General features: G+C 72.7%; 21 protein-coding genes and 1 pseudogene. 12 read left to right on the top strand and 10 right to left on the bottom strand.

The genetic code is table 11. The features are described 5' to 3' along the window. On the top strand, positions 1 to 1,041 hold the full coding sequence (locus IEZ10_RS19730) for a UDP-N-acetylmuramate dehydrogenase (protein WP_189247965.1): 1,041 nt from the start codon (positions 1 to 3) through the stop codon (positions 1,039 to 1,041). 183 nt (positions 1,042 to 1,224) lie between these two features. Here IEZ10_RS19730 and IEZ10_RS19725 read toward each other — a convergent pair whose 3' ends face one another. Continuing rightward, positions 1,225 to 1,425 carry a type II toxin-antitoxin system HicA family toxin gene (locus IEZ10_RS19725; RefSeq protein ID WP_189247964.1) on the bottom strand — a complete coding sequence of 67 codons (201 nt, stop codon included), beginning with the start codon at positions 1,423 to 1,425 and terminating at the stop codon, positions 1,225 to 1,227. Positions 1,426 to 1,603: 178 nt separating this feature from the next. Between IEZ10_RS19725 and IEZ10_RS19720 the strand changes: the two genes are divergently transcribed. The 3 genes from IEZ10_RS19720 to IEZ10_RS19710 all read left to right on the top strand — a co-directional run bounded on the left by IEZ10_RS19720 (position 1,604) and on the right by IEZ10_RS19710 (position 4,649). Then, positions 1,604 to 2,698, top strand: a complete 1,095-nt coding sequence (locus tag IEZ10_RS19720; RefSeq protein ID WP_189247963.1) for a hypothetical protein — start codon at positions 1,604 to 1,606, stop codon at positions 2,696 to 2,698. Between the two features lie 280 nt (positions 2,699 to 2,978). Then, positions 2,979 to 3,548 carry a TMEM165/GDT1 family protein gene (locus IEZ10_RS19715; protein ID WP_229811431.1) on the top strand — a complete coding sequence of 190 codons (570 nt, stop codon included), beginning with the start codon at positions 2,979 to 2,981 and terminating at the stop codon, positions 3,546 to 3,548. A gap of 672 nt (positions 3,549 to 4,220) precedes the next feature. Then, a complete protein-coding gene (locus tag IEZ10_RS19710) occupies positions 4,221 to 4,649 on the top strand; it encodes a protein-tyrosine phosphatase family protein (protein WP_179820124.1) in 429 nt (142 codons plus the stop codon). 609 nt (positions 4,650 to 5,258) lie between these two features. On the opposite strand, the gene IEZ10_RS19705 is transcribed toward IEZ10_RS19710, so the two are convergent. Further along, positions 5,259 to 8,834, bottom strand: coding sequence for a WD40 repeat domain-containing serine/threonine-protein kinase (locus IEZ10_RS19705; protein WP_189247961.1), 3,576 nt, complete (start codon positions 8,832 to 8,834; stop codon positions 5,259 to 5,261). Positions 8,835 to 9,141: 307 nt separating this feature from the next. On the opposite strand from IEZ10_RS19705, the gene IEZ10_RS19700 reads away from it, so the two are divergent. Then, positions 9,142 to 10,368: a cytochrome P450 gene (locus IEZ10_RS19700; protein ID WP_189247960.1), complete on the top strand. Its 1,227-nt coding sequence runs from the start codon at positions 9,142 to 9,144 to the stop codon at positions 10,366 to 10,368. A gap of 30 nt (positions 10,369 to 10,398) precedes the next feature. Here the strand turns inward: IEZ10_RS19700 and IEZ10_RS40295 are convergent, their stop codons facing one another. The 3 genes from IEZ10_RS40295 to IEZ10_RS19685 all read right to left on the bottom strand — a co-directional run bounded on the left by IEZ10_RS40295 (position 10,399) and on the right by IEZ10_RS19685 (position 14,557). Further along, positions 10,399 to 13,266, bottom strand: a complete 2,868-nt coding sequence (locus IEZ10_RS40295) for a helix-turn-helix transcriptional regulator (RefSeq protein ID WP_308426283.1) — start codon at positions 13,264 to 13,266, stop codon at positions 10,399 to 10,401. Between the two features lie 144 nt (positions 13,267 to 13,410). After that, the gene (locus IEZ10_RS19690; protein WP_189247958.1) at positions 13,411 to 13,572 is read right to left on the bottom strand and encodes a hypothetical protein; all 162 of its coding nucleotides are present in this window, start codon (positions 13,570 to 13,572) and stop codon (positions 13,411 to 13,413) included. Positions 13,573 to 13,930: 358 nt separating this feature from the next. Beyond that, positions 13,931 to 14,557, bottom strand: coding sequence for a TetR/AcrR family transcriptional regulator (locus IEZ10_RS19685; protein ID WP_189247957.1), 627 nt, complete (start codon positions 14,555 to 14,557; stop codon positions 13,931 to 13,933). A gap of 161 nt (positions 14,558 to 14,718) precedes the next feature. Between IEZ10_RS19685 and IEZ10_RS19680 the strand changes: the two genes are divergently transcribed. The 5 genes and pseudogenes from IEZ10_RS19680 (at position 14,719) to IEZ10_RS19665 (ending at position 19,143) form a co-directional block, all read left to right on the top strand. Then, positions 14,719 to 15,423, top strand: coding sequence for an NAD(P)-dependent oxidoreductase (locus IEZ10_RS19680; RefSeq protein ID WP_189247956.1), 705 nt, complete (start codon positions 14,719 to 14,721; stop codon positions 15,421 to 15,423). Then, positions 15,423 to 15,551, top strand: a pseudogene (locus IEZ10_RS40425) (IS630 family transposase); the annotation flags it as partial. The gene IEZ10_RS19680 and the pseudogene IEZ10_RS40425, both read left to right, overlap by 1 nt. A gap of 133 nt (positions 15,552 to 15,684) precedes the next feature. Then, positions 15,685 to 16,653: a deoxyribose-phosphate aldolase gene (deoC, locus tag IEZ10_RS19675; protein WP_189248032.1), complete on the top strand. Its 969-nt coding sequence runs from the start codon at positions 15,685 to 15,687 to the stop codon at positions 16,651 to 16,653. A gap of 1 nt (position 16,654) precedes the next feature. Further along, positions 16,655 to 18,082 (top strand): aldehyde dehydrogenase family protein, encoded by a 1,428-nt coding sequence (locus tag IEZ10_RS19670; protein ID WP_229811430.1) that lies wholly within the window; start codon positions 16,655 to 16,657, stop codon positions 18,080 to 18,082. 182 nt (positions 18,083 to 18,264) lie between these two features. Next, positions 18,265 to 19,143 (top strand): aldehyde dehydrogenase family protein, encoded by an 879-nt coding sequence (locus IEZ10_RS19665; protein ID WP_189247954.1) that lies wholly within the window; start codon positions 18,265 to 18,267, stop codon positions 19,141 to 19,143. Between the two features lie 84 nt (positions 19,144 to 19,227). On the opposite strand, the gene IEZ10_RS19660 is transcribed toward IEZ10_RS19665, so the two are convergent. The 4 genes from IEZ10_RS19660 to IEZ10_RS19645 all read right to left on the bottom strand — a co-directional run bounded on the left by IEZ10_RS19660 (position 19,228) and on the right by IEZ10_RS19645 (position 22,810). Continuing rightward, entirely contained in the window at positions 19,228 to 20,034 is an 807-nt protein-coding gene (locus IEZ10_RS19660; protein ID WP_189247953.1) for an LLM class flavin-dependent oxidoreductase, read from the bottom strand. Positions 20,035 to 20,251: 217 nt separating this feature from the next. Continuing rightward, a complete protein-coding gene (locus tag IEZ10_RS19655) occupies positions 20,252 to 21,658 on the bottom strand; it encodes an amidase (protein WP_189247952.1) in 1,407 nt (468 codons plus the stop codon). A gap of 89 nt (positions 21,659 to 21,747) precedes the next feature. Beyond that, positions 21,748 to 21,966 (bottom strand): type II toxin-antitoxin system antitoxin, encoded by a 219-nt coding sequence (locus IEZ10_RS19650; RefSeq protein WP_189247951.1) that lies wholly within the window; start codon positions 21,964 to 21,966, stop codon positions 21,748 to 21,750. Beyond that, on the bottom strand, positions 21,959 to 22,810 hold the full coding sequence (locus tag IEZ10_RS19645) for an SPFH domain-containing protein (RefSeq protein ID WP_189247950.1): 852 nt from the start codon (positions 22,808 to 22,810) through the stop codon (positions 21,959 to 21,961). Before IEZ10_RS19645 ends, IEZ10_RS19650 begins: the two co-directional genes overlap by 8 nt. A gap of 217 nt (positions 22,811 to 23,027) precedes the next feature. Here IEZ10_RS19645 and IEZ10_RS19640 point away from each other — a divergent pair, with 217 nt between their 5' ends. After that, positions 23,028 to 23,951 (top strand): RNA polymerase sigma-70 factor, encoded by a 924-nt coding sequence (locus IEZ10_RS19640; RefSeq protein ID WP_189247949.1) that lies wholly within the window; start codon positions 23,028 to 23,030, stop codon positions 23,949 to 23,951. Positions 23,952 to 24,045: 94 nt separating this feature from the next. On the opposite strand, the gene IEZ10_RS19635 is transcribed toward IEZ10_RS19640, so the two are convergent. Further along, positions 24,046 to 24,972, bottom strand: coding sequence for an NmrA/HSCARG family protein (locus IEZ10_RS19635; RefSeq protein WP_189247948.1), 927 nt, complete (start codon positions 24,970 to 24,972; stop codon positions 24,046 to 24,048). Positions 24,973 to 25,090: 118 nt separating this feature from the next. On the opposite strand from IEZ10_RS19635, the gene IEZ10_RS19630 reads away from it, so the two are divergent. Next, a complete protein-coding gene (locus tag IEZ10_RS19630) occupies positions 25,091 to 25,669 on the top strand; it encodes a TetR/AcrR family transcriptional regulator (RefSeq protein WP_229811429.1) in 579 nt (192 codons plus the stop codon). The last annotated feature ends 47 nt before the right edge of the window (positions 25,670 to 25,716 follow it).

Here is a 25,716-nt window from a genome sequence, read left to right as displayed (position 1 = left end):
ATGGCTGAGCGGGTGGCAGGGGTACGGCTGGCGCCGTACACGACGTTGGGGCTGGGCGGACCGGCCGGGGCGTTCGCGGAGGCGGGGTCGGCGGAGGAGATCGTCGAGCTGGTCGCCGCCGCGGACCGGGCCGGTGAGCCGGTCCTGGTGCTCGGCGGCGGCAGCAACCTCGTCGTGTCCGACGACGGCTTCGACGGGCTGGTCATCCGGGTCGCCTCCCGCGGGATCGAGGCCGACGGCGACCGGCTCACCGTCCAGGCCGGGGAGGACTGGGACGCGCTGGTCGCCCGCGCGGTGGCCGAGGGGCGTTCCGGCATCGAGTGCCTGGCCGGCATACCCGGCCAGGTCGGCTCCACCCCGATCCAGAACGTCGGCGCCTACGGGCAGGACGTGTCGCAGACCGTCGTCGGCGTCCGGGTCTACGACCGCAAGAACGGTGACGTGACCGAGCTGTCCGCGCACGAGTGCCGGTTCGCCTACCGGCACAGCGTGTTCAAGGAGGAGCCCGGACGATACGTCGTCCTCGCCGTCACCTACGAGCTGCCGGCGGCGGGTGGGCTGTCCGGTCCGGTCGCCTACCGTGAGCTGGCCGTACGGCTGGGCGTCGCCCTCGGCGAGCGGGTGCCGGTGGCGCGGGCCCGCGAGGTCGTGCTGGAGCTGCGCCGGGGCAAGGGGATGGTCCTCGACGCCGCCGACCCCGACAGCCGCAGCGCGGGCTCGTTCTTCACCAACGCGCTGCTGTCCGCGGCCGAGGCGGCCGAACTGGAACGGCGGGCGCCCGGGTTCCCCCGCTTCGACATGCCGGACGGGTCGGTCAAGGTGCCGGCGGCGTGGCTGATCGAGAATGCCGGTTTCCCCAAGGGGTACCGGCGGGGCGCGGCACGTATCTCCACCAAGCACACCCTCGCACTGACCAACCCCGAGCTGTCGGCCACGACCGCCGACCTGCTCGCCCTGGCCCGGGAGGTCCGCGACGGGGTGCGGGAGAGGTTCGGCGTCACGCTGGTCAACGAGCCCGTCATGGTGGGCGTCCGGCTGTGACCGGCTCTGAGCGCCGGGTCGTGGTGCCCCGGCGCTCCTCGGTGAACCTGTCGCGGTGGCCTGGTGCTCCGCGGTGAGCCCGTCGCGGTCGGCGCCTCCGGCACGGTCACGAGCGCCGCGCTGCGCCGCCCGATGCGATCCGGACCGACCGCGCCGGTGTTTCCATCCGTCGGCCGGAATGGGTCACCGGCCGATCAGGTGCCGGATTCGGTAATAGGTGTCTTCTGACAGTTGACGGTGGCGGGGCATGGTGATGGGTTGCCCCCGGTCGTTGCGAAGCTTGATGCGACGGCGGCTGCGGACGCGGTGAAATCCGTTGCGTTCGAGATGACGGATCATTTCGGCTGTGGAGCACGGCCAGGGAGGGAACTGTCCGTCGGTCATGGGGCATCCCTTCGAGATGGCCGGGACCGCATGCGACCGGCCGGGGGAAAGGGGGGATGCCTCAAGTGCGCCGTACATGCGCCGGATCTCAGAGCGATCCGGACACATCAGGCCAACCTCCGGACAGACTCGGACTACGGCGTTATCCTCCGGACGATCCCGGACACCGGAGGGCGCCATGGCGGACGACGAGCGCGGTGTGGTCGAGGACTTCGCGCTGTGGCTGCGGCAGGTGCGGCTTTCAGGCGGAGACGTGTCTCTGCGTGAACTGGAGCGCCGCACGCGACAGGCCGGCACGCGAGTGGCACGCAGCACGCTGCAGGACGCTCTGGACGCCACGCGGCTGCCCTCGATCGATCACGCGGTGGCGATGGTCCGCGCGATGACCGGTGACGAGGCCATGGTGCAGGAGTGTCGCCGCCGGTGGACGCGGGCCCGCTCGGCGATGACGGGTGTGGCGATGCCGGAGATTCCGCTCCGGCCGACCGCCCGGCAGACGCCGGTGACCGGCTCGCGGGACGTCGCGTCGCCTGGGAGCGCTCCCGTGCACCCCGAGGAGAAGCCGGGCCCGCCTCCGCCCGAGCCGCCCTCACCGGCCGCCGGGGCGGAGAGGCCGGTCTGGTGGCGCAGGAAGATCATGGCGGTTTCCGCGGCACTCGTACTCGCGGCGGCCGGCGGCGTCTACGCGATGCAGGTGATCGGCTCCTCGCAGTCTCCCCGGGCGAACGAGGCCCCCGGCGCGACGCCCACGGGCGGGGCCTCCTCCGACGGAGGCGGCCGTACGCCCTCCTCCGCGTACACGCCCGTCTACGTCAACAGGCCGCTGTCGGTGCGCAACGCCGATGAGTACTTCGACCTCATCGCCGGCACCGTCGTCCCCCGGGCGGGCGCCTGGACCCTGAGCACCTACGCGGGCGGGGACAGCCACGGTGCCTTCGATCTCCAGTCACTCACCGACGCCTACCTGGCCGGTCGCGCCGTACCGACCGTCGACGACTGCGTCACCGGACTGGCTCAGCACCCCACCCGTAAGGTGCGCTTCCCCCAGGCGCAGCCCGGTATCAGCTTCTGCCTGCGCAACCGCAGCACCGGCGACATCGCCGTAGTCCAGGTCAACGACCTCGACGACGGCAACTGGGCCGCCGCCGTTTTCCTCACCTACTACCGCGCATCGGCGCCACCCGGCACCCGCCGGCCGATGAGCCCGGAGGATGAAACGACAGGTCCGCCGTCCCGGTCGCCCGCAGCCAGCCCCCGGCCGGACGGTGACTGATCGTCGCGGGCCGGGCGGAGGCGCTTCGGGGAGGGGAATAGGCGGTCCTCTCCGCCTGTTAGAGTCGGGAGAAAACACCCGAAGGGGAGTAGTCCCAATCGCGTGATCGACACACTGGCGCCCCCCGGCGCCCGGTCGCGCGGGCCCGGCATCCGAGAGGATGCGGGCGGACGAGACCTTCGGCCTGGCAGTCGTACATACCCGCTGCCGGGCCGAAGCCGTGCCCGACTCCCCGGGTGCTCCCTTCCGGCCCGGCCGCACATGCGGAAGGGCACTCTCGTTGGAAGCGTTCTGGATCAGTCTCGCCGTGATCTTCGTCGCCGAGCTCGGCGACAAGAGCCAGCTCATGGCCTTGACCTTCGCGACCCGGTTCAAGCCGTGGCCGGTCCTCGCGGGCATCACCATCGCCACCGCCGTCGTCCACCTGTTCAGCGTGGGGCTGGGCAGGATCGCCGGTGACCTGATCCCCACCACGGCGATCACCATCGTCGCGGGCATCGCGTTCCTGGGCTTCGCCGCGTGGACACTGCGGGGCGACGAGCTGACCGATGATGAGGCGCAGAAGGCACAGCGGGCCGTCAAGTCGGCGCTCATCGCGGTGACCGTGGCCTTCTTCCTCGCCGAACTGGGCGACAAGACCATGCTCGCCACCATCACCCTGGCCACCCAGCACGGCTGGCTCGGCACCTGGATCGGCTCCACGGTCGGCATGGTCGCCGCTGACGCGCTGGCCATCCTCGTCGGCCGGATGCTCGGCAAGCACCTCCCGGAGAAGGTCATCAAGTACGGCGCCGCCGCCGCGTTCGCCATCTTCGGCGTCCTGCTGCTGCTCGAACCGGTGCTCGCCTGACCGGTTGTTCACGCTGCGGTGGGTGTTCCGCGCGGTTCCCTGGGGTTGGGCGGGTCGGTGGTCGCCGGGTCGGTCGTTGGTGCGCGCTGCGGTGGGTGGGTGTTCCGGCCGGCGTGGTGGCTGGGCTCTGGTTCCGACCGGCCTTCGGCCTTGGTGTCGGGCGCGACGGTTGCCGGCGTTTTGAAGCCGGCCGGAACACCCACCCACCTCCGCGCCATGACTTGCCCGGCCGTACGGCGGACCCGCCGTAGCCGCTCCCTTTCCGCCCGGCCCACGGCCCTCACCGACGCTGAAGCAATCGTTGCTTCCGGTTCAGAGTCGATCGCCGTAGCCTTGCGGCCACACTGGCAGGGGAGAGCGCAGGGCCGGGCGCCGTAGCTCCTCACCTCCGGACCGCTCACGGTCCCCGCCGTGACCACTTCTTCTCCGGTTCCGGGCCGTCTACGGTCTCTGCTGCAACCGCGTTCTTTCCGGTATGCGTACGGTCTCCGAAGCGAGGAAGTGTGGAGAACTCGATCCCTATTTTCTCTCCGCAAGAAGCGAGGAAACCGCGAACAACAGGGAGGAAGACCACGAGGCGCGAGGAGACCGCCGAGAACGGGGACGAGAGGGGCGAGGAGACCGCGGAGAATGGGGATGAGAGGGCGGGGCGTGGAAAGCTACGCTCTTTTCATGGTCGACTCTTGGGAGTCCACGACGGCGGGTGTGCTGCGGCTGCCCTCAGGCCGGCTCGTTCGCGGCCGGGGGCTCAGGCGCCCGCTTCCGGAAGGGCCGGAACCCACTTTCGCGCTGTACCTGCTGGGCCAGGAGCCGCCCCCGGTTCCTTGGGAGACCCGCTGGCTGCGCTGGCCGGACTTCTGGCTGCCGTCCGACCGCGCCGCCGCACGGGACGCGCTGCACGAGGCGTGGGAGCGTGCCGGAACCGAACGCGTCGAAGTCGCCTGTGCGGGAGGACAGGGCCGGACCGGTACGGCGCTCGCCTGCCTCGCCGTACTGGACGGGGTGCCGGGCGCTGAGGCGGTCGCCTACGTCAGGCGGCACTACGCGGCTCGCGCCGTGGAGACCCCCTGGCAGCGCCGGTTCGTCACCCGCTTCCGGTAGGGGCCCATCTGCCCCGGAGGACCTGACCCCGGTACTCGACTGGTCCGCCCAGGCCCTGTGCTCCCGGACCCCGTCCTCCCCTGCTCCCGGCGACAGGTGACCCCACGCCCCCGCCCCTCCACTCGCCCCCTGCTCCCACCGCCCACGGCCTCCCACAATGGCGGGAACCATGGGCCGGCGGAAAGGAAGGAGCTACGGTGCCCGGCCCTGCGCTCTCCCCCGCCAGTGTGGCCGCAAGGCTACGGCGACCCGCCCCGGACGGGGAGGCAGGAACGCTTCAGCGTCGGCGGGGACCGTGGGCCGGGCGAAAGAGAGCGACTACGGTGGGCGGGCCGTACGGCCGGGAAAGTCATGGCGCGGAGGTGGGTGGGTGGTCCGGCCGGCTTCAAAACGCCGGAAACCATCGCGCCCGAGACCAGGCCGGAGGCCGGGAAACACCAGAGCCCAGCCACAACGCCGGCCGGACCACCCACCCACCGCAGCGCGAACCACCGACCGGCCCGGCAACCACCCACCCACCGCAGCGCGCACGAACGACCGACCCGGCGACCACCGACCCGCCCAAAACGGGGAAACGCCCCCAAACGGGAAAAGCCCCAGCCCGGCCGCTCAGGAGGCGCACACGTCGCGGTACGGCGTCTCCGGGAGGTTCGCCCGCCACTCCGCCCGGGTGAGCGTCCGGCCGGCCCGGGCGCAGGCCGCCTTCGCGAGGCTGTCGGCCGACACCGTCCACCGGTGGACGGCCCCGTCGCGGTCCAGCACGAGGAGGGTGGATCCGTCGGCGGTGAAGGCCGTGGACAGCACCTCCTGGGTGGCCTCCAGCGTGCCGAGGCTCGCCCCGGCGGCCAGGTCGAAGAGCTGCACCCGGCCGCCGTCCGTGATGGCCGCGGCGACGTCCTCGCGCGGTGAGTAGGCGGCGGCCTGCGAGGAGGTGAGCTTCCCGCGGGCGGCGGGCGCGATGGGGCGGTGGGTGGCGACGTCCCACAGGGTCAGGTGACTCCGGGAGTCCACGGTGGCCAGCGCCTTGCCCCGGCGGGCGAAGAACATCTGCAGGATCCTGAAGCCTCGGCCGGCGCCGTCGAAGGCGTCGCCCAGGGGTTTGCCGGTGGCCGCGTCCAGGATGCGCCCCTCATCGGAGGCGACGGCGAGCCGGGCGCCGTCGGGAGAGAATGTCAGGGCGCCCACCTCGCCGAGATCCGCGTTCCACAGGAGCCGCCCGGCCTTCCAGTCCCAGACCTGGACGCCGTACTCTTCGGGCCTGCCGGCGAGTACACCCGACAGGCCGACCGCGAGCCGGGTGCCGTCGGGGCTGAAGGCCATGATCTCCGGATCGTAACCGTCCTTCCAGGCGTGCACCGCACCGAGCGGCTTCCAGGTGGCGGTGTCCATCACCGTGATCCCGCCGCGGTAGCGGCCGATCGCGGCGAGCCTGCCGTCGGGGGAGAAGGCCATGCCGGAGAGCGAGCCCTCGCCGTCGCGAGCGGCCAGCGGGGAGCCCACCGGCCGGCCGTCCCGGGTGTTCCGCAGCACGACGTCGTCCTCCGACTGCGAGGTCAGCGCCAGCCGTCCGTCCGGGCTCAGCCTCCCCTGTGAGAGCTGCTCCTTCGGCGCGGTCGTCGGCAGGCCGGTGAGGTCGAGGGAGAACACGCGGTCACCGACGAGGTAGCGGAGGAAACGGCCGTCGGGGTCGAAGGTGATGAGGGGAAAGTCGTCCTTGTCGACTTCCTTGTACCCTCTGACCGGCAGGGTGGTGATGAGCCTGGCGTCCCCGACGCGCCAGATCTGGATGGTCTTCTCGTTCGCCGAGGCCACGAGCCGGCCGTTCGCGCTGAAGGCCACGATTCCCTGGTTCCACAGGCCGTGTTCGCCGCCCAGGGGGGAGGGGACCCGCTCGGTGAGGTCGAAGAGATCGAGCCGCCTGCCGTACGGCAGGGCGACACGGCGGCCGTCCGGGCTGACCGCGGCGGGGAAGTGGCAGTCGTTGCAGGGTTCGGGAAGCGGGATGCCGCCGCCCTGGACCCGCAGCGTGGGCAGGCCGTATCGCAGCAGGGATCGCCCGTCGGAGCTCAACGCGTACATCGAGGTGCCGGTGGGGGACATGGCCCGGTTCCAGGGGTTGCGCATCACGGCGCGCGCGCCGGTCCGCAGGTCCCACACGTACAGCCGTTCGTCGACGGTGACGAGCGCGTACCGTTCGACGGTGCCGAAGTCGGCGGCGATGGAGTATCCGGCCTCGGGGTCCAGTTCCTTGGGGAAGCGCCAGGTCCGGCCCGCCTCGCCGGTCCGCAGGTCCCAGACGCGCGCGCTCCGGGCGGTGAGGACGAGCAGGGTGCGGCCGGTCGGGCCGAGCGCGATGTCCAGGACCGGTTCGCCGGCCAGGCCCAGCCGGGTGATGCCGCCGGCCCGCCTGCCGGCGCGCACGTCCCACAGCCGCGCGGCGTCCCCGCTGACGCTGACGAGGGTGCGCCCGTCGCGGCTGAGCCTGCGATGGACGTCGGCGGCGGACACGGGGTCCCGGAACATCCCGGTCTCCCGCTGGACGAGCGAGGCCGTCAGCGCGGCCCGTGATCGCGGGGACGGGTCGAGCCGCCAGGCCGCCACGCTGAGCAGCGTCGCGAGCCGGGGGTCGGTGTCGCGGGCCTGACCGGTGAGGGTGGCGGCCTGCACCGCCTGCGCCTGGTCGCGCTGCTGGGTGATCCGCTCGTTGCGCGCGTCGGCGAGCGTGCCCTGCCGTACGGCGAAGACCCCGGCGCCCAGCGAGACCGCCAGCAGCACGCCGAGGCAGGTGGAGATGAGCCCGGCCCGCCGGGCCCTGCGCCGGTTGAGTGCGGCGCCCGTCTCCAGGAAGCCGCGTTCGGCGGGGGTGAGGGTGATGTGCCCGCGCGGGCCGGCCGCCCAGCGCAGCGCGTCCTCCAGTGCGGCGCCCTGGAGGAGGTCGCCGTCCCGGCGGCCCGCCGCGTCCCAGCGCCGCGCCGCGTCGAGGATCCGCCGGTGTACGGCCAGGCCGTCGCGGTCGGCCTCGATCCACTCCCGGAGCCGGGGCCAGGCGTGCGGCAGCGCCGGGCTGGCCGGCCGGACCTGCCGTCCCTCCCGGGTGAGCAGGTGGCCGAAGACCTCCAGCACCCGGTTGACGGCGGCGGTCTCGTGCAGCGCCCGGCCCTCGGTGAACTCCGCCAGGTCGGCCCGGCGGGTCACGACGTCGCCGTGCTCGTCCACGGTGACGAGCCGCAGGAACACCTCCGGGACGGTCTCCCGTTCGGCGGGGGAGAGCAGGGCGTACGCCTGTTCGGCCAGCGTGCCGAGCGCCGGGTCGTCGGCGGGCGCGGTGATCCGGGCGGCCTCCCGGCTGCCCTCGGCGAGTAGTCGCGCGGTGTCCAGCCGTCCGTCGCCGCTGACCAGGGCGAGCAGGAGGGTCCGCGCGGTGGGCCGCTGCAGCGGGTCCTTGCTGAGCGCGGCGGACAGCAGCGGGCGCAGCGGCGGCGGCAGCACGCTCAGGTCCGGGTCGACCGACAGTACGCGGTGCATGACGCCGCCCAGGCTCTCGGCGTGGAAGGGGTCCTCGCCGGTCGCGGCGAACAGCACGACGCCGCCCCAGGCGAAGACGTCGGCCGGGGCGCCGGCGCGCCGGCCGGTGAAGACCTCGGGGGCCATGTAGGTGGGCGTGCCGGTCACCAGGCCCGTCGCGGTCAGTGACATGTCGAGGGTCCTGGCGATGCCGAAGTCGATGACGCGGGGACCGTCCGCGCCGATCAGCACGTTGTCCGGCTTGAGGTCGCGGTGGATCACCCCGGCGTCGTGGATCGCGGTCAGCGCCGTGGCGATCGCGGTGGCGAGCCGGTGCAGCTCGCCGCCGGTGAACCGGTGGCCGCCGGTGACGGCCTGGCGCAGGCTGAGGCCCTCGATGTACTCGCTGACGATGTACGGCCGCGGCCCGTCGAGGTCGGCGGCGAGGACGGCCGCGGTGCAGAACGACGCCACCCGCCGCGCGGCGGTGGCCTCCCGGCCGAACCGGTCGCGCAGGTCGGGATCGTCGGCGGGGTCGCCGTGCAGCACCTTGATCGCCACCCGGCGGCCGTCCTCGGCGTACGCCTCGTAGACGACCCCCTGACCGCCCGCGCCCAGCCGCCCGGCCAGCCAGTACTCCCCGATACGCCGGGGGTCCCCGTCGATGAGTGCCGTCGCCATCCGCCGCTCCTTCGTGATTTCCACGATCTTTGATGCACGACGGCGCGGGGAAGTTCTCGCGGATGGTCTGCGGATGTGCCCGCGGTCGCGGGGGCGTCATGGCCGGCGGGCCGGGTCCGGGCGGGGTACGGCCGGCGAGCCGCAGCCTTTCGCGTATTGCCATATATCGCTATTTATCGCCTTTTAGGCTTATAACTCGCGATAGGCCGATTCTGGGAATGCGGGGGACGGGGCCCGTGTCCATGGTTGCCTTGACGATCATTTTTTGATCCGCTGCACACACCCATATGTGTACGAAGGGATCTCGATGACCGCCACCGCCTCAGAGAACGCCGCCTGCCCGAGGCACCCGCTCGACCAGGACGCCGCCGGCGTCAACCGGCCCGGCCTGTATCCGAACGAGATGTACCACCGGATCCGCGAGACGGGGACGGGCGTCGCCGAGGTCATCCGTCCCACCGGCACGGGCAAGCTCGTCACCCGCTACGACGACGTCAAGGAGGTGCTGCGGAACCAGGCGGTGTTCTCCCGCGAGGCCGCCCTCGACGCCGACGACGTCGGCCTGGAGGACACCATCCTGGGACTGGACGGGGAGCGTCACGCGGCCGTGCGCAACGTCGTCAAGGCGCTGTTCACCCCGCGGGCCGTGGAGCGGCACCGGAGCGACATCGAGATGCGCGCGGCGACGCGGCTGAAGGAGATGACGGGGAAGGGGGAGCCGGCGGACCTGATCGAGGACTTCGCCCTGCCGCTGGCGCTGGACACCATCTGCGACCTGCTGGGGCTGCCGCCGCAGGACCGGGCGCGGTTCCGTCAGTGGGGCGAGGCGTTCCTGGCCCACACCGTCGTGGCCGGCGAGGAGGCCCAGGCGTCGTCGGCGGCGATGGCGGGCTATCTGGCCGGCCTCATCGAGCAGCGGCGGCAGCGGCCGGAACCGGACCTGCTGGGCCGGATCGCCGTCGCCGGCGCGGATCTGCCCGCCGCGCGGCAGATCATGCTGCCGATCGCCCTGGTGCTGGGCGGCTGGGAGACCACGGCGAGCTCCATCGGGACCTTCGTCCAGGTTCTGCTCACCCACCCCTACGAGGGATACGAGACCGCCTACGCCTACCTCATCGACCGTCCGGAGATGATCCCGGCGGCGGTCACCGAGCTCACGCGGATGTTCTCCACCACGGGGGCCGACGCCATGCCCCGCCGGGTGACGCGGCGGGTGACGCTGCCCAGCGGCGCCGAGTTGCAGCCCGGCGAGATAGTGATCCCCTCGGTCGACGCGGGCAGCTACGACCCGCGGGTCTTCCCCGACCCGCACCGGATGATCTTCGACCGTCCCTACAACCACCACCTGTCGTTCGGGCACGGCCCGCACCACTGCCTCGGCCGCCACCTCGGCCACCTGGAGATCATCGTCGCGCTGGGCCTGCTCACCCGGGAGCTGCCCCGGCTGCGGCTGGCCGTCCCCTCCGAGGACATCCCCCGCAGGACCGGGCACGCCATCAAGGGGGTGGCCACGCTGCCGGTGACGTGGACGTGACGGGCTGATCCCGCCGCCGGGTCCGGCGGATCAGCCGATCAGGGCGAGGCGGTGCGCGGCCGCGGCGGCCTCGCCGCGGGTGGCGACGCCCAGCTTGGCGAGGATGTTGGAGACGTGGACGCTGACCGTCTTGGCGGAGATGAACAGTTCGGCGGCGATCTCGCGGTTGGACCGGCCCTGGGCGACCAGCCGGAGCACCTCCTGCTCGCGCGGGGTCAGCGGGGTCGCGGGCGCGTCCGCCGCGGGGGAGGCCGCACCGGTGACGGGTTCGCGGTCCAGCGTCACCCCCAGCCGGCGCGCCAGGGACTCGATCTCGGTGGTCAGGGGCGGGGTGCCCAGCGCGACCGCGACCGGGTGCGCCGCGCGCAGCCGTGCGGCGGCGTCCTCGCGGTCGCCGGCGCCGGCCGCGGCCCGCGCCGCCTGCAGCAGCGACCTGGCCCGCAGGTAGGGGCGGTCCAGCCGCTCCCAGACGGCGGCCGCGGCGTCGTGGTCGCGGTTGACGGAGAAGCGGTAGGCCTCGGCGACCGGGCTGTCCACGGTCAGCGCCGCCGCGGCCTCCTCGACCCGGGGCCGCAGCGCCGCCGCCCGCTCGGGCGCGACGGTCTCGGCGATCTCGCAGATCCCGGCCAGCAGGGCGAGCGCCCGCCAGCCCAGCATGGGCTTGCTCGTGATCAGGTCCGTGCGGACGGCCTCCTCGGCGACCTCCAGGGCGGCGAGCGGCTCGCCGTTCAGCAGGTGCAGCCCGGCCCGGAGCCGGATGTTCACCGTCAGCTCCTGGGTGAACTCCTCCTGCGTGGTGGAGGCGCCGACCTCGTTCAGCACGGACATGACCAGGTCGGTCTCGCCGCGGGCGATCGCCACGTCGGCGCGGATCCTGCGCAGGTGGTGGCGGGTGCGCAGGCTCGGGTCCATGGCGAGCCCCTGCTCGGCGACCCGGGCGGCCTCGTCGAAGCGGCCCAGCGCCTCCAGCGCCTCGGCCCGGTTGTTGGCGATGAAGGTGCCCTGGGTGCGGTAGCGGCCGTACTTCCTGGCCAGCCGTTCGCCCTCCAGCGCCAGCTCGACCGCCTCGGCGGAGCGGCCCATGTTGTTGAGCGTGTCCACGGTGTTGGCGATCGACCGCAGGATGACGCGGCCGGAGCCGACGCGCTCACCGATCGCCTTGGCGGTCATGTTGACGGCGATCGTCTCGTCGATGCGCCCGGCGATCGAGTGGCCGAGGGCGAGGTTGAGCAGCAGGTCGGCCTCCAGACGCTCGTCGCCGTGCTCGCGGGCGATGCCGAGCGCCTCCTCGGTGAGCGCGGTCCCCTCGGCGACCTCGCCGCTGAACATCAGGTAGGAGCCCAGCCTGACCAGGACGGCGGCGCGGTGCAGGTCGGGTCCGGGGACCAGCCGTTCGGCGTAGCGGAGGTCGTCGAGCGCGCCGGGTCTGCGCCTGGAGATCTTGAACTGGGAGAGCCGCACGACCAGCTCGGCCACCCGGGCGGGTTCGGTCTTCTCGTCCAGTTCGGCCAGCGCGGCCTTGACGAACTTCGTCCCGCGGTCCAGCTCACCGCAGGCGTTGGCCGCCGCCGACGCCTGCTCCAGGACCGTGGTGTGGTCGGCGCCGATCAGCTCGGCGGCGTCGGGCACCTTGCCCCACAGCATGAGGACCCGCTCCAGGAGCTGCATCTCCTCGTTGTAGGCGAAGCTCTTGGCGGCCTTGCCCGCCGCCTCCCAGGCGGAGATGAGCGCCCACTTGTCGTCACGGGCGGAGTGCCAGTGGTGGGCGATCTCGACGGCGGCCCGGCCGGGCGGGACCATCGTGCGGTCCCGGCTGATCTCCTCGGCGAAGCGGGCGTGCAGCCGCATGTGCTCGCCGGGCAGGAGCTCGTCGTGTACGGCCTCGCGGATCAGGGCGTGTCGGAAGGCGTAGGCGCGGCCGTCGGCGACCTGGAGCACGTTGGCGGCGACGGCGGGCCGCAGCGCGTTCTCCAGGTCGGTGTCGGACAGGCCGCTGACCGCGGCGAGCAGCGCGTGGCCCACCCGGTTGCCGCCGGCGGCGGCGATGCGCAGCACCCGCTGGGTCTCGTCGGGGAGTTGCTCGACGGAGCCGATGATCAGGTCGTGCAGGGAGTCGGGGAAGGAGCACTCGCCGCCGCACTCGACGAGCGCCTCGACGAACAGGGGGATGCCCTCGCTGCGTTCGAAGACCTTGCCGATCTGCGCGAACTCGGGTGTCGTGCCGAGGATGCCGGCCATTTGGGCGGCCACCTCGTCCCGGGTGAGCCGGGGCAGGTCCAGGCGGAGCACGCCCTCGACCCGGCCGAGTTCGGCGAGCACCGGACGCAGGGGGTGCTGGCGGTGCAGCTCGTCGGAGCGGTAGGTGAGGACCATCAGGACCGGCGCGGCGCGCAGGTTGCGGCTGAGGAAGGCGATCAGGTCGCGGCTGGAGCGGTCGGCCCAGTGGATGTCCTCGATGACCAGGACGACCGGGCGGTGCTCGGCCAGCCGTTCCAGCAGGTTGAGGATCTGTTCGAAGAGCCGGGCGCGGGCGGTCTCCCCGTCGTGGTCGCCGCTCGGCTCGCCGAACTCGGGCAGCAGCCTGGCCAGGTCGCGCGCTCCGCCCTCGGGCAGCAGGGCGGCGACCTTCTCGGCGCCGCACTCGCGGACGAGCTGGCGGATCGCGGCGGTGAACGGCGCGTAGGCGAGGCCCTCGGTGGACAGCTCCACGCAGCCGCCGAGGAGGACGTGGGCGCCGTCGCGGGTGACGTTTTCGGCGAAGGAGGAGGTCAGCCGGGTCTTGCCGACGCCCGCCTCGCCGCCGAGGAGGACGGTCGCTGCCATGCCGTCGCACGCCTGCGTGAAGGCCTCGTTCAGCACCGCGAGTTCGGCCTGCCGCCCCACGAACACGGGGCTCACCGTCCGACTCATCATGAGCTCTAGCATGTCACGCCTTATGGGTAGTTATCTCCCCGTTTGCCATACGGCGGGCCCGCCGTACGGCTCAGGGGGGCTGCGGAGCCCGGCCGGGCTGAAGGGGACGGCCGGGCTCTCGGGGCGTGGTCATGCGGGGAGGATCCGGGCGAAGATGCTCCGGCGGCGCTCGCCGCCGGACCGGTTCTCCGACTCGGCCTTCGCCTCGCGGGCGAGGCGACGCTCGCCGGCCTCCCGCTGGAGCTCCGCGCTGCGGTCGTTCATGAGCTGGTAGTGAAGCTCGGGGTTCATGACTGACGCCTCCTGGCGTTTCGAGAGGTGCTTTCTCCTTGCACTCTCAAGATTCGGCCTAAGGCCCCCACCCCCACATCGGGCGGATGCCTTATCTCCGGGGGCTTTCCGCGCCATGGGCATGCCTAGGTAGGTCCGGGCATGCCTAGGGGTACCTAGTGCTGGGGCCGGAAACGTTCATCGGGGCGCCCAGTGCTCACGTGGGGACCTCGGCTTCTGACGCCCTGTGCGATCTCGCCGCGGCCGGCCGCGGCGCCCCCGAGCTTCAGGGCGGGGCCTGGACGTGGCCGCCTCCCGTTCGATCGTGTCCCGCCGCTCGGGCGAGCCATGCCGGCTGTCCGGGCTCCGGTGACAGCCGTTATCGCCACAGTTCCCGGGCCAGCGTCTCAACCCACCACCGCTCGACTCGATCGGGCGACCAGCCGCGTTCGTCGGTGAGCGTGCGGTAGACGTCGACGCTGCACAGGGCCGCATAGATGTCCACGGCCGTGGGCACGTCCACTCCCTCGCGCCACACCTCGGCCGGCCATGAGGAGAACACGGTGACGCGGGTCTGGTCGGCCTTGGTGCGGCCGTCACGGTAGACCGCCGCGAGTTCGGGCTCGACCCGTCCGGCCTCGCGCAGCAGCGTGATGACGTCACCGGCGCGCTCGTACAGGCGCCGGTCGAAAGCGGCCATTGCGGCGAGCTGCCGACGGGGATCGCCCTCGGCGGCCTCCAGCTCCGCGAGCTGCTGGGACGGGTCGGCCGACAGGTCGGCGGCGTCGGCCAGCGCCTGGGTCAAACCGGCCTTGTTGCCGTACACGGCATAAACCGTCGGTACGGATACCCCGGCTTCCCGTGCCACGTCCCGCACAGTGGTGGCGGCCCAGCCGCGGCTGACGAAGAGGCGGCGCGCGGCGGCGGCGATCTCGGCCCGCGTCTCCAGCGCCTGTGCCGTACGGCGCATGGAGTCGTAACGACGTCGCTCCATCTGTGCTCCCATGCTGCGCACCATAGCCGCACCGCCACCATCGGCTTCGCCGTCGCGAGGGTGACAGGACGAGGGCGGCGGCTCCACCCCGCCCGCCATCACGGCTGTTTTACGCTGCTTATAATCAATATATGATGCGTCGAACATCGACGAAAGCTCTGAAAGGCAGGCACGTGAAGCTCGTGATCTTCGGGGCCAACGGCCCGACCGGGCGGCTGGCCGTCGCCCAGGCACTCGCCGAGGGCCACACCGTCACCGCCGTCACCCGGCGTCCGGAGGTGTTCCCCCTCAGCGATCCCGCCCTGGACGTGGTGAAGGCGGACGCCCTGGACCCCGGGGCGGTGGACCAGGCGGTGGCCGGGCACGACGCGGTGATCTCGACGCTCGGCGTCCCCTATGGCTCCGAGGCGCCCACGACGTTCTCCGAGTCCGCCAAGCACATCGTCGCGGCCATGACCGCGCACGACATCCGGCGCCTGGTCTGTGTGACCTCGACCGGCGTGCCGATGAAGCCCCCGCCCGGCGAGACCCTCGTCTACCGCAAGGTGATCCTGCCGACGCTGCTGCGGATGGGGCGCCCACTGTACGAGGACGCCGCCCGCATGGAGGAGATCGTTGCCGGCAGCGACCTCGACTGGACCGTCCTGCGCCCCTCGGGCCTGTTCGACGGCACCGCGGTCACCGACTACACCGTGGGGCCGCCGCAGATGGTGGGCCGCTTCACCTCCCGGCGCGACCTGGCGGACGCGCTCGTCCGCGAGGCCGTCGACGGTCGCCACGTCCGCTCCATCGTCGAGGTGATCACCACCGAAGGCACGCCGAGCGTCTACCGCGTCTTCCTGAAGGAAGCGCTCCGCATCGGCAACGGAAGTCATTGATGGTGACCCGGCCGGTCAAGGACCGCGGACTCACCGACCAGGAAGGGCGGAAGCCGCAGCGGATCGTGCGACGGGGCACGACCGGCACGGTGCGCTATCGGCGGGCGATGATCCTGCCGGCCTCGTCTCGGCCCGTTCCGTCCCGGGAGCGGAGGCGTCCCCGCCGTCCTCGGCGAAGATTGCCGAAACCCGGACCCGGACCTGGGCGGTGTCCGGTTTGGAACTAATCACGCCAGTCGGCATGCTGTAGAGGTGTCAACTGTGACTACCTCGTTCGCCGACGTGGCCTCGTCCAACGTCGCGTTGCGAACCTTCCTCCACGGCCTGCCCGGCGTCGACCGTGTCGGCGCCGACCAGCGGGCCGCGATGCTCGGCACCCGCTCCGTCAAGACGACGGCCAAGGCGGAGGCCATCGACCTGGCCATCCGCATGGTGGACCTGACCACCCTCGAAGGCGCCGACACGCCGGGCAAGGTCCGCGCGATGTGCGCCAAGGCGGTCCACCCCGACCCGGCCGACCCCGCCGTCCCCAAGGTGGCCGCGGTATGCGTCTACCCCGACCTGGTGGCGCAGGCCGTCGGCGCGCTCGCCGGGTCGGGCGTGAAGGTGGCCAGCGTCGCCACGGCGTTCCCCAGCGGGCGTTCCTCCCTCGACGTCAAGGTGGCCGACACCCGGCTGGCCGTCGAGGCGGGCGCCGACGAGATCGACATGGTGATCGACCGCGGCGCGTTCCTCTCCGGCGACTACGTCAAGGTCTTCGAGGAGATCACCGCGATCAAGGAGGCCTGTGGTCGTGCCGGAGGCGCGCCCGGAAAAGAGCACGGCGCGCACCTGAAGGTGATCCTGGAGACCGGCGAGCTCGCGACCTACGACAACGTACGGCGGGCGTCCTGGCTGGCCATGCTGGCCGGCGGTGACTTCATCAAGACCTCCACCGGCAAGGTGCAGCCGGCCGCGACCTTCCCGGTGACGATGGTCATGCTGGAGGCGGTCCGCGACTTCCTGGCCGCCACCGGCCGCGCGGTCGGCGTCAAGCCCGCGGGCGGCATCCGGACCACCAAGGACGCGATCAAGATGCTCGTCCTGGTCAACGAGGTCGCGGGCGACGGCTGGCTCACCCCCGACCTGTTCCGCCTCGGCGCCTCCTCCGTGCTCAACGACCTGCTGATGCAGCGCCAGAAGATGGCCACCGGCCGGTACGCGGGCCCCGACTACTTCACCCTGGACTGACGTGATGTTCGAATACGCACCGGCCCCCGAGTCCCGCGACGTCGTCGACATCAAGCCGTCCTACGGGCTGTTCATCGGCGGCGAGTTCACCGACGGCACCGGCACGCCGTTCAAGACGGTCAACCCCGCCTCCGAGGAGGTCCTGTCCGAGGTGGCGTCCGCGTCCGCCGACGACGTGGACCGGGCCGTCCGGGCCGCGCGCGAGGCGTTCGGCACCTGGTCGGCGATGCCCGGCTCCGAGCGGGCCAAGTACCTCTTCCGGATCGCCCGCATCATCCAGGAGCGCTCCCGCGAACTGGCCGTGCTGGAGTCGCTGGACAACGGCAAGCCGATCCGCGAGTCGCGCGACGTGGACCTCCCCCTGGTCGCGGCGCACTTCTTCTACTACGCCGGCTGGGCCGACAAGCTCTCCTACGCCGGGTACGGTCCCAGCCCCCGGCCGCTGGGCGTGGCCGGCCAGGTCATCCCGTGGAACTTCCCGCTGCTGATGCTGGCGTGGAAGATCGCCCCGGCGCTGGCCTGCGGCAACACGGTCGTGCTGAAGCCGGCCGAGACCACCCCGCTGACCGCGCTGCTGTTCGCCGAGATCTGCCGGCAGGCCGACCTGCCGCCGGGCGTGGTCAACATCGTGACCGGCGCGGGCGAGACCGGCGCGGCGCTGGTGAACCACCCGGACGTCGACAAGGTCGCCTTCACCGGCTCCACCGAGGTCGGCCGGCTGATCGCCCGGTCCGTCGCCGGGACGCGCAAGAAGGTCACCCTGGAGCTCGGCGGCAAGGCCGCCAACATCGTCTTCGACGACGCCGCGCTCGACCAGGCGGTCGAGGGCGTCGTCAACGGCATCTTCTTCAACCAGGGGCACGTCTGCTGCGCGGGCTCCCGGCTGCTGGTCCAGGAGTCGATCGCCGAGGAACTGCTGGAGGCGCTCAAGCGGCGCCTGGCCACGCTGCGCCTGGGCGACCCGCTGGACAAGAACACCGACATCGGCGCGATCAACTCCGCCGCCCAGCTCGCGAAGATCCGGGAGCTGTCCGACCACGGGGAGCTGGAGGGCGCCGAGCGCTGGTCCCCGGCGTGCGCGCTGCCCGAGCGGGGCTTCTGGTTCCCGCCGACGATCTTCACCGGCGTCGCGCAGTCGCACCGCATCGCCCGGGAGGAGGTGTTCGGCCCGGTGCTGTCCGTGCTGACCTTCCGTACCCCGGCCGAGGCGGTGGAGAAGGCCAACAACACCCCCTACGGCTTGTCGGCGGGCGTGTGGACGGAGAAGGGCTCGCGCATCCTGTGGATGGCCGACCGGCTCCGCGCGGGCGTCGTGTGGGCCAACACCTTCAACCGGTTCGACCCGACCTCCCCGTTCGGCGGCTACAAGGAGTCCGGCTACGGCCGGGAGGGCGGCAGGCACGGACTGGAGGCGTACCTCGATGTGTGACCACGATCGAACGCGGCGTCGGGTCCGTCGCGACCAGGCGACGCGGGGCCACGGCTTCGCCCGCGCCGGCCGTCCGGGGCTGCGCGGCTGGTTCGCCCACCGGTGCGGGGTGAGCCGGTGCGGCCAGATCTTCGTGCCGGCCAGGCTGGCACAGCAGGAGAGCTCGCGGAGAGGGCGCGGAGATGAGTAGGACCGAGTCGCCCGCACGGCTGGCCGTGCGCAAGACGTACAAGCTGTACATCGGCGGGGCGTTCCCGCGTTCGGAGAGCGGAAGGTCCTACGCGGTGACCTCCTCCAAGGGCGAGTTCCTGGCCAACGCCTCCAGGGCGTCGCGCAAGGACGCCCGTGACGCGGTGGCCGCCGCGCGCAAGGCGTTCGGCGGCTGGTCCGGGGCGACGCCGTACAACCGGGGGCAGATCCTCTACCGGATCGCCGAGATGCTGGAGGGCCGCCGGGCGCAGTTCGCCGCCGAGCTGGCCGACGCCGGAACCAAGCGCCCGGGGGACGTCGTGGACGCGGCCGTGGACCGGCTCGTCTGGTACGCCGGCTGGTCCGACAAGATCGCCGCGGTCGCGGGGTCGGCCAACCCGGTCGCCGGGCCGTACTTCAACATCTCCTCGCCGGAGCCGACCGGCGTGGTGGCGGTCGTCGCCCCCGACGACCCGCTGCTGGGCCTCGTCTCGGTGGTCGCCCCGGTGATCGTCACCGGCAACACCTGCGTGGTCGTCGCGAGCGAGCGGGCGCCGCTGCCGGCCGTCACCCTGGCCGAGGTGCTCGCCACCTCCGACCTGCCGGGCGGCGTGGTCAACATCCTCACCGGCTCGGCGAAGGAGATCGCGCCCTGGCTGGCCGGGCACATGGACGTCAACGCCCTCGACCTCACCGGCGTCTCCGACCCCGGTCTCGCGGTCGCGTGCGAGGAGGCGGCGGCCGAGAACCTCAAGCGGGTCCTGCGCCCCGCGCCCGCCGACCGGGCGGACGACTGGGCGGCCGACCCGGGCACCCGGCGCCTGACGGCGTTCCTGGAGACCAAGACCGTCTGGCACCCCACCGGTATCTGACGGGCCGCGCAACGGCCCCGGGGTCCGCTCCGGGGCCGGTACGGCGCCGCGTCCCGCCGGCCGGCCGGCCGCGGCGGGCGCGGGTCAGGTGCCGGCCAGGCGCGCCACGACCGGCGCGAACTCCTCCATGAACTGCGCGTTGACCGACACGTAGGAGACGCCCAGCCGATCCCTGCGCCGCCGCAGGGTCTCCACCATCTCGTCGGCCGTTCCGGTGAGCACGCCGGTGCCGCCCCGGGCCGCCACCTCGCGCGGGTCGACGCCCATCTGACGGGTGAGCCACCCGGGCCACTCGTCGCCGACGGCCGCCAGGTTCATGTTGACCTCCAGCCGGTCGCGGCGGTCCCCGGCGAACTCCGACAGGGTGTCCAGCCTGGCGGCGACCTGTTCCTCGGTGAACTGCGGCGGCACGCCGAGCGCGACGACGTCGGCCTTCCGCGCGGCCAACCGGAGCAGGCGGGGACCCGCGGCGGCGATCAGGACCGGCACGTCGCGCACCGCGTCCACGGTCCGCTCGACCCGCTCGACCCGCTGGGCCGGGGTGCCGAACCCGACGCCCAGCACGGCGGCGTCCTGTTCGGCGTGCGGCCGTCCCGCGCCGATCCCCAGCTCGAACCGGCCGCCGGTGAGCGTACGCAGGGTCGACGTCTCCCAGGCGACCGCCTCCGGCGTGCGGTAGGGCGCGCTCAGCACGTAGGTGCCGACCCGCAGGGTCACGGTCACGGTGGCGGCGACGGCCGCCGCGGTGAACGGCGAGAACGTGCCGAGCGTGTCGGGCACCAGCAGGGTGGCGTAACCCAGGTTCTCGGCGCGCCGGGCGAGCCCGGCCCATGCCTCGGCGTTCGGGGCGTGCGCGGCGACGACGCCGAACCTGAACGGGTGAGTGGTCATGGCCCCACGATCACCCGCGGGGGCCGTCCCAGGCATCCCTCATGGGGCCGACGACCGGCTACTCCATGGAGCGTAGGCCGTATGGCGGGTGCGGCGGGCCGGCCCGCCGGCGCGTGGCGCGCCGGGTGGGCGGTTCCGGAGCGGGCTGAGGCGGATCGGCCCGCCGGCGCGTGGCATGGCCGGGGTGCCCCGAGGCGGGACGGGCGGGACGGGCGGGTCAGTCCATCGGCGCGTGGCGCAGCCAGGGGTGGGCGGTCTCCAGCTGGGCGGCCAGGGCCAGCAGCTGCGGCTCGCCCCCCGGGGGCGCGACGAGCTGCACCCCGATGGGCATGCCCGTGGAGTGCCAGCCGTACGGGACGTTCATGGCGGGCCAGCCGGCCATGTTCCAGGCCGCGGTGACCGGCGCGTACGTGACGTTGGCCCGCACGTTGGCCAGCAGCCCGCGGTCGCCCCAGCGGTCGGCGGGCGGCGGGACGGCGGCGAGCGTCGGGGTGATCAGCACGTCGGCGTTGCCGAACCACTGGTCGGCGCCGTGGGCGCGCCAGCGGTCGCGGCCCGCCGAGCCGTCCAGCCCGAACCGGGCGAGCAGCCGGCCCGCCTTGGCCAGCGCCCGGGTGCGGCGCTCCAGCCGGCGCGGGTCCAGGTCCTCGGTGTCCTCACGGGCGCACGCGAACCAGCCGATGATCGCGGCCGCCCCCACCCAGCTCGGCATCCTCGGCTCGTGCTCCACCACGGTGTGCCCGGCGGCGGCGAGCGTGTGGCCCGCCTCGACCACGGCCCGCTGCAGCTCCGGGTCCACCGAGAACCCCGGCGGCAGCGGCACCGGCGCCGTGGCGATCCGCAGCCGCACCGGCTCCGAGGGGGTCAGCCCGCCCGGGTAGTCGTCGATGGCGCTGCCGGCCTCCAGGTACTCGCCGTCGCCGGGAGTCGCGAGGGACATGTCACCGGCCATCACCGCCAGGCCCAGCGCGAGGTCTCCCACGGTCGTGGCCAGCGGGCCGTTCTCCGACATCCCGTGCCAGTCGTGTCCGGGCGGCGGGACCACGCCCGTGCCGGGTTTGATCGTCACGAGCCCGCAGCAGGCGGCGGGGATGCGCAGTGAGCCGAGGCCGTCGTTGCCGTGGGCCAGCGGGACCATCCCGGCGGCCACCGCGGCGGCGGCGCCGCCCGACGAGCCGCCCGGGGTGCGCCGTGGGTCCCAGGGGTTGCGTGCCACGCCGTACGCGCTGTCGGAGAACCCGACCAGGCACAGCTCCGGGACGTTGGTGAGGCCGACGACCACCGCGCCCGCCGCCCTGAGCCGGGCGACCACCGGGTGGTCGGCGGCGGCGGCCTCGCTGGAGGAGGCCGCCGACCCGTTGCGCGTCGACTCGCCGCGGACCGGGATGTTGTCCTTGACCGCCACCGGCACCCCGGCCAGCGGCAGCTCGGCCAGGTCGGGCCGCTCCTGTACGGCGCGCGCCTCGGCCATGGCCCGTTCGGCCCGCACCTTGCGGAACGCGCCGATGCGCCCGTCGCGCTCGGCGATCAGCCGGAGGTGCTCCTCGACCACCTCCGGCGCACCGGCCTTGCCACGTCGAACGGCCTCCGCGATCTCACCTGCGGACTTCCCCACCCACGGCATGCCCCGAGTCTGGTACGGACGGCACGCCGACGGAAGTGTTCCACGTCTCAATCAGGTGACTTGTTGGGTACCGTCCGTGTCATCCGGGGTTACTGGCTTTCGTCCGAATCATCCCGCTCGTGCTGTTCGCTTTGGCCGGGGCCCTCCCGGCCCGCCCGCCTGACGTCGCGGCCCACCCCGCGCAGGGCCAGGCGCAGGGCGTACTCCAGCTGGGCGTTGACGCTGCGCAGGTCGTCGGCCGCCCATTTGGCGATCGCCTCGTAGACGGCCGGGTCGAGCCTGAGCAGGATCCGTTTGCGCTCAGCCATACAGGCTGCCGGCGTTCACCACCGGCTGGGTCGCGCGGTCACCGCACAGGACCACCAGCAGGTTGGACACCATCTGGGCCCTGCGCTCCTCGTCGAGCTCCACCACATCCTCCTCGGCAAGCCTGGTCAACGCGAGCTGCACCATTCCTACCGCGCCGGCGACGATCTGCGTGCGCGCCGCGACCACCTGCGCGGCCTGCTGGCGGACCAGCATGGCCTGGGCGATCTCCGGCGCGTAGGCGAGGTGGGTGATGCGCGCCTCCAGCACCTCCACCCCGGCGAGGTGGGTGCGCTCGCTCAGCTCGGTGGTCAGCTCGGCGGCCACCTCGGTGCCGTCGCGCAGGCTGGTGCGGCTGTCGTCGTGGGAGTCGTAGGGGTGGCTGGTGGCCAGGTGCCGGACGGCGGCCTCCGACTGGATCGCCACGTACTGCTCGTAGTCGTCCACGGAGAAGGCGGCCTTGGCGGTGTCGGTCACCCTGTAGACGACGACGGCGGCGATCTCCACCGGGTTGCCGTCGGCGTCGTTGACCTTGAGCTTGGCGGTCTCGAAGTTGCGCACCCGCAGCGTGACCCGCCGCCTGCTGGTGAACGGCGCGGTCCACTGGAAACCGGCGTCGCGCAGGGATCCGATGTAGCGGCCGAGGAACTGGACCACCATCCCGTCGTTCGGGTTGACCACGGTGAAACCGCTGATCACGACGAGCGCGATGACGCCCCAGGCGATCGCGGCGGCGACCAGGACGGCCGGCCCGGCCGCCAGGCCCACCGCGGCCAGGACGGCGCCGAGCAGCACGAGCCCGGCCAGGACGGTGAACCCGTTGAGGTGGAAGGCGCGTCGCTCCATGTGCTCTCCCTTGCTATCGGAGTGATATCACCACGATAGCGCCCAAAGAGGGGCGGCGCGCAAGCCGCTTTCCGGAGCGCAAGCCGCTTTCCGGAGCGCAGGCCGCTTTCCGGCGCGCAGGCCGTACCCCGCCGCCCCGGCCCGGTCCCGCCGAGGGCGGGTGGCAGGATGAGGGAGGACCCGAGCGGGAGGCGACGACGTGGTGGACGGCGGGCCGGTGAAGACGCCTGGTGGAGCGGGGGATCTGGACCACGCCGTCGCGGTGTTCGCGGAGGTGCGGCCCCGCCTGTTCGGCATCGCCTACCGGATGCTGGGCAGCGCCACCGAGGCCGAGGACCTGGTCCAGGACGTCTGGCTGCGCTGGCAGAACTACGACCGCGCCACGGTGGAGAACCCCGCCGCGTTCCTGGCGACGGTGGCCACCCGGCTGGCCATCAACGCGAGCCAGAGCGCGCGGGCGCGGCGCGAGACCTACATCGGTCCCTGGCTGCCCGAACCGGTCGACACCGGCGCCGATCCCTACCTCGGCGCCGAGCGGGGCGAGGCCCTGGAGTTCGCGATCCTGATCCTGCTGGAACGGCTCTCGCCCACCGAACGGGCGGCCTACGTGCTGCGGGAGGCGTTCGACTACCCCTACCGGCAGATCGCCGAGATCATCGGGGCCGGTGAGCCGGCCGTCCGCCAGCTGGTCAGCAGGGCCCGCAGACACGTGCTCGACGGACGTCGCGCGCCCGTGGCCGGGAACGAGCAGCGCCGGCTGCTGACGGCCTTCGTCACCGCCGCCCGCTCCGGCGACCTGAAGGCGCTGGAGGAGCTCTTCGCCGCGGACGTGACCAGCTACTCCGACGGCGGCGGCGCCGTGCGCGCCTCCCGCTTCCCCGTGGTGGGCGCGACCCGGGTGGCGAGGTACGTCAGGGCGTTCGCGAACCACTTCTGGGACGGCGTCGACGTGCGGTACGCGAGCACGAACGGGCAGACGTCCGCGCTGCTCGGCCGCGACGGGCAGGTGTTCGCGGTCCTCACGGTCGACGCCTCCGCCCAGGGCATCGACCGGGTGCTGTGGATGATGAACCCGGACAAGATCACCGCCGTGCCCGCCGGGCCGGACCGGCCGGGCTCGCGCCGTACGGCCTCCTCGTGATCGAGACGGCGGTCGGCGGGACGCGGAGGGCGCGCCCCGCGCCCCGCCACGGCCACGGGGTCCCCCCTGAACGGCCGGCCGATTCCACGGGCGCTCACGCGCCCTGGCCCGTGGTGGGCGCGGAGTCCAGGAACGCCGAGATCTGGGCGGCCCCGGTGCGCTCCAGCCAGGTGGAGAAGTCCATCGCGGCAGGATGGATCCGCCGGGTGGCCGCGATGTCCGCGCGGTAGCCGCGTTCGTTGAGCCATTCGTTGGCGTAGGCGAAGTCCTCACTCAGGTCCCGGATCGCCTCGATCGGGATCTGGACGTAGGGCAGCGCCGTCCCGAGCGCCTCGCCGATGGCCGCGGCGACCTGAACCGGCGTGAGCTCGTCGGCGGCCAGGGAGACCGCCCGGCCGATCCACTCCTCGGAGTGGCGGAACGCCGACTCGGTGATGAAGCCGACGTCGTCGACGGCCATGAGCTGCTGGGCCGTGTCCGGTGCGATCCCGGTGGACAGGCTCCCGTTCCGCAGCGCGTATCCGCCGGTGAAGTTCTCCATGAACGAGACCGGCCGCAGGATCGTCGCGGGCAGGCCGAGGCGGGCGATGTGTTGCTCGATCCGCCACTTGCTGACCAGGTTCACCGGCACCTTCTCGCTGAGATGGCGGTCCGCGCCGGCGACCGAGGTGAACACCAGGTGCCCGACGCCGGCGGCGTGCGCGGCCTCGGCGACGTTCACGCCCCAGCGGACCTCGTCCTCGGTGGTGAAGTCCGGTGAGGTGCCGGGCGAGCCGACCGTGGGCTGAACGCTGAACAGACCCCAGGCGTCCTTGGCCGCCGCGGTCAGGGAGGCGACGTCCTCCATCTGCGCCCGCACCACCTGCACACCGGCCCGCGCCAGTGCTCGCGCCCGCGTCCCGCTCGGGTCACGGGTGAGCGCACGCACCTGCCAGCCGCCGCGGAGCAGGTGGTGCGTCACGGCCCCGCCCTGCAGGCCGGTCGCTCCCACCACCACGACGGTCCTGTTCCTCGGTGTCACCGTCTCTCCTTCTGAGATCGGGGGAGGAGGAACCACTCGCATAAATGGGGTGGCCCTCCGGTTAGCGTTCGCTACGATATGGGGGACCACCCCACTTGGCAAGCCGTCAGGAGCCGCCGTGTCCAAGGACGCCGTCGTGCCATCCCGGCAGCGGATGCGTGCCGACGCCCGCCGCAACTTCGACCGGATCGTGGCCGCCGCCGGGACCCTCATCGCCGAGCACGGCGCCGAGGCGTCCCTGGAGGAGATCGCCCGCCGCGCGGAAGTCGGCTCGGCCACCCTGCACCGGCACTTCCCCACCCGGCGGGCACTCCTAGAAGCGGTCTTCGAAGACCGGGTGAAGGCGCTCTGCGCCAAGGCCGATGACCTGCTCACCGCCCCGGACCCGGGAGAGGCGCTGTTCACCTGGCTTCGCGCCGTCGGCGCCCACGCCGCGGCCAACCGGGGCCTGGGCGCTTCGCTGATGCGCGGCGGCGACCCGGCGCTCGGCCGTACCTGTCACGACATGATCATCAATGCGGGTGAGAGACTCCTCGCCCGCGCCCGAGCGACGGACGCGGTGCGCCCCGGGATCGCCGTCACCCATCTCCTGAAGCTCGTCGGCGCCATCTCCCTGGCCACCGAGCAGGAGCCCGACGGCCCGGCCGAAGCCGACCGCCTGCTGGCACTCGCCATCGACGGAGTCCGCCCGCGCTGAATCCCGCCTCCGTGAACGAGTGATCGCGCCGAGAACGGCGCACCGTC

Source organism: Streptosporangium pseudovulgare (genome assembly GCF_014648055.1).
GTDB classification, from domain to species: Bacteria; Actinomycetota; Actinomycetes; order Streptosporangiales; family Streptosporangiaceae; genus Streptosporangium; species Streptosporangium pseudovulgare.
The sequence above is the reverse complement of the archived record's forward strand: the minus strand, read 5'-3'. Positions and strand labels throughout refer to the sequence as shown.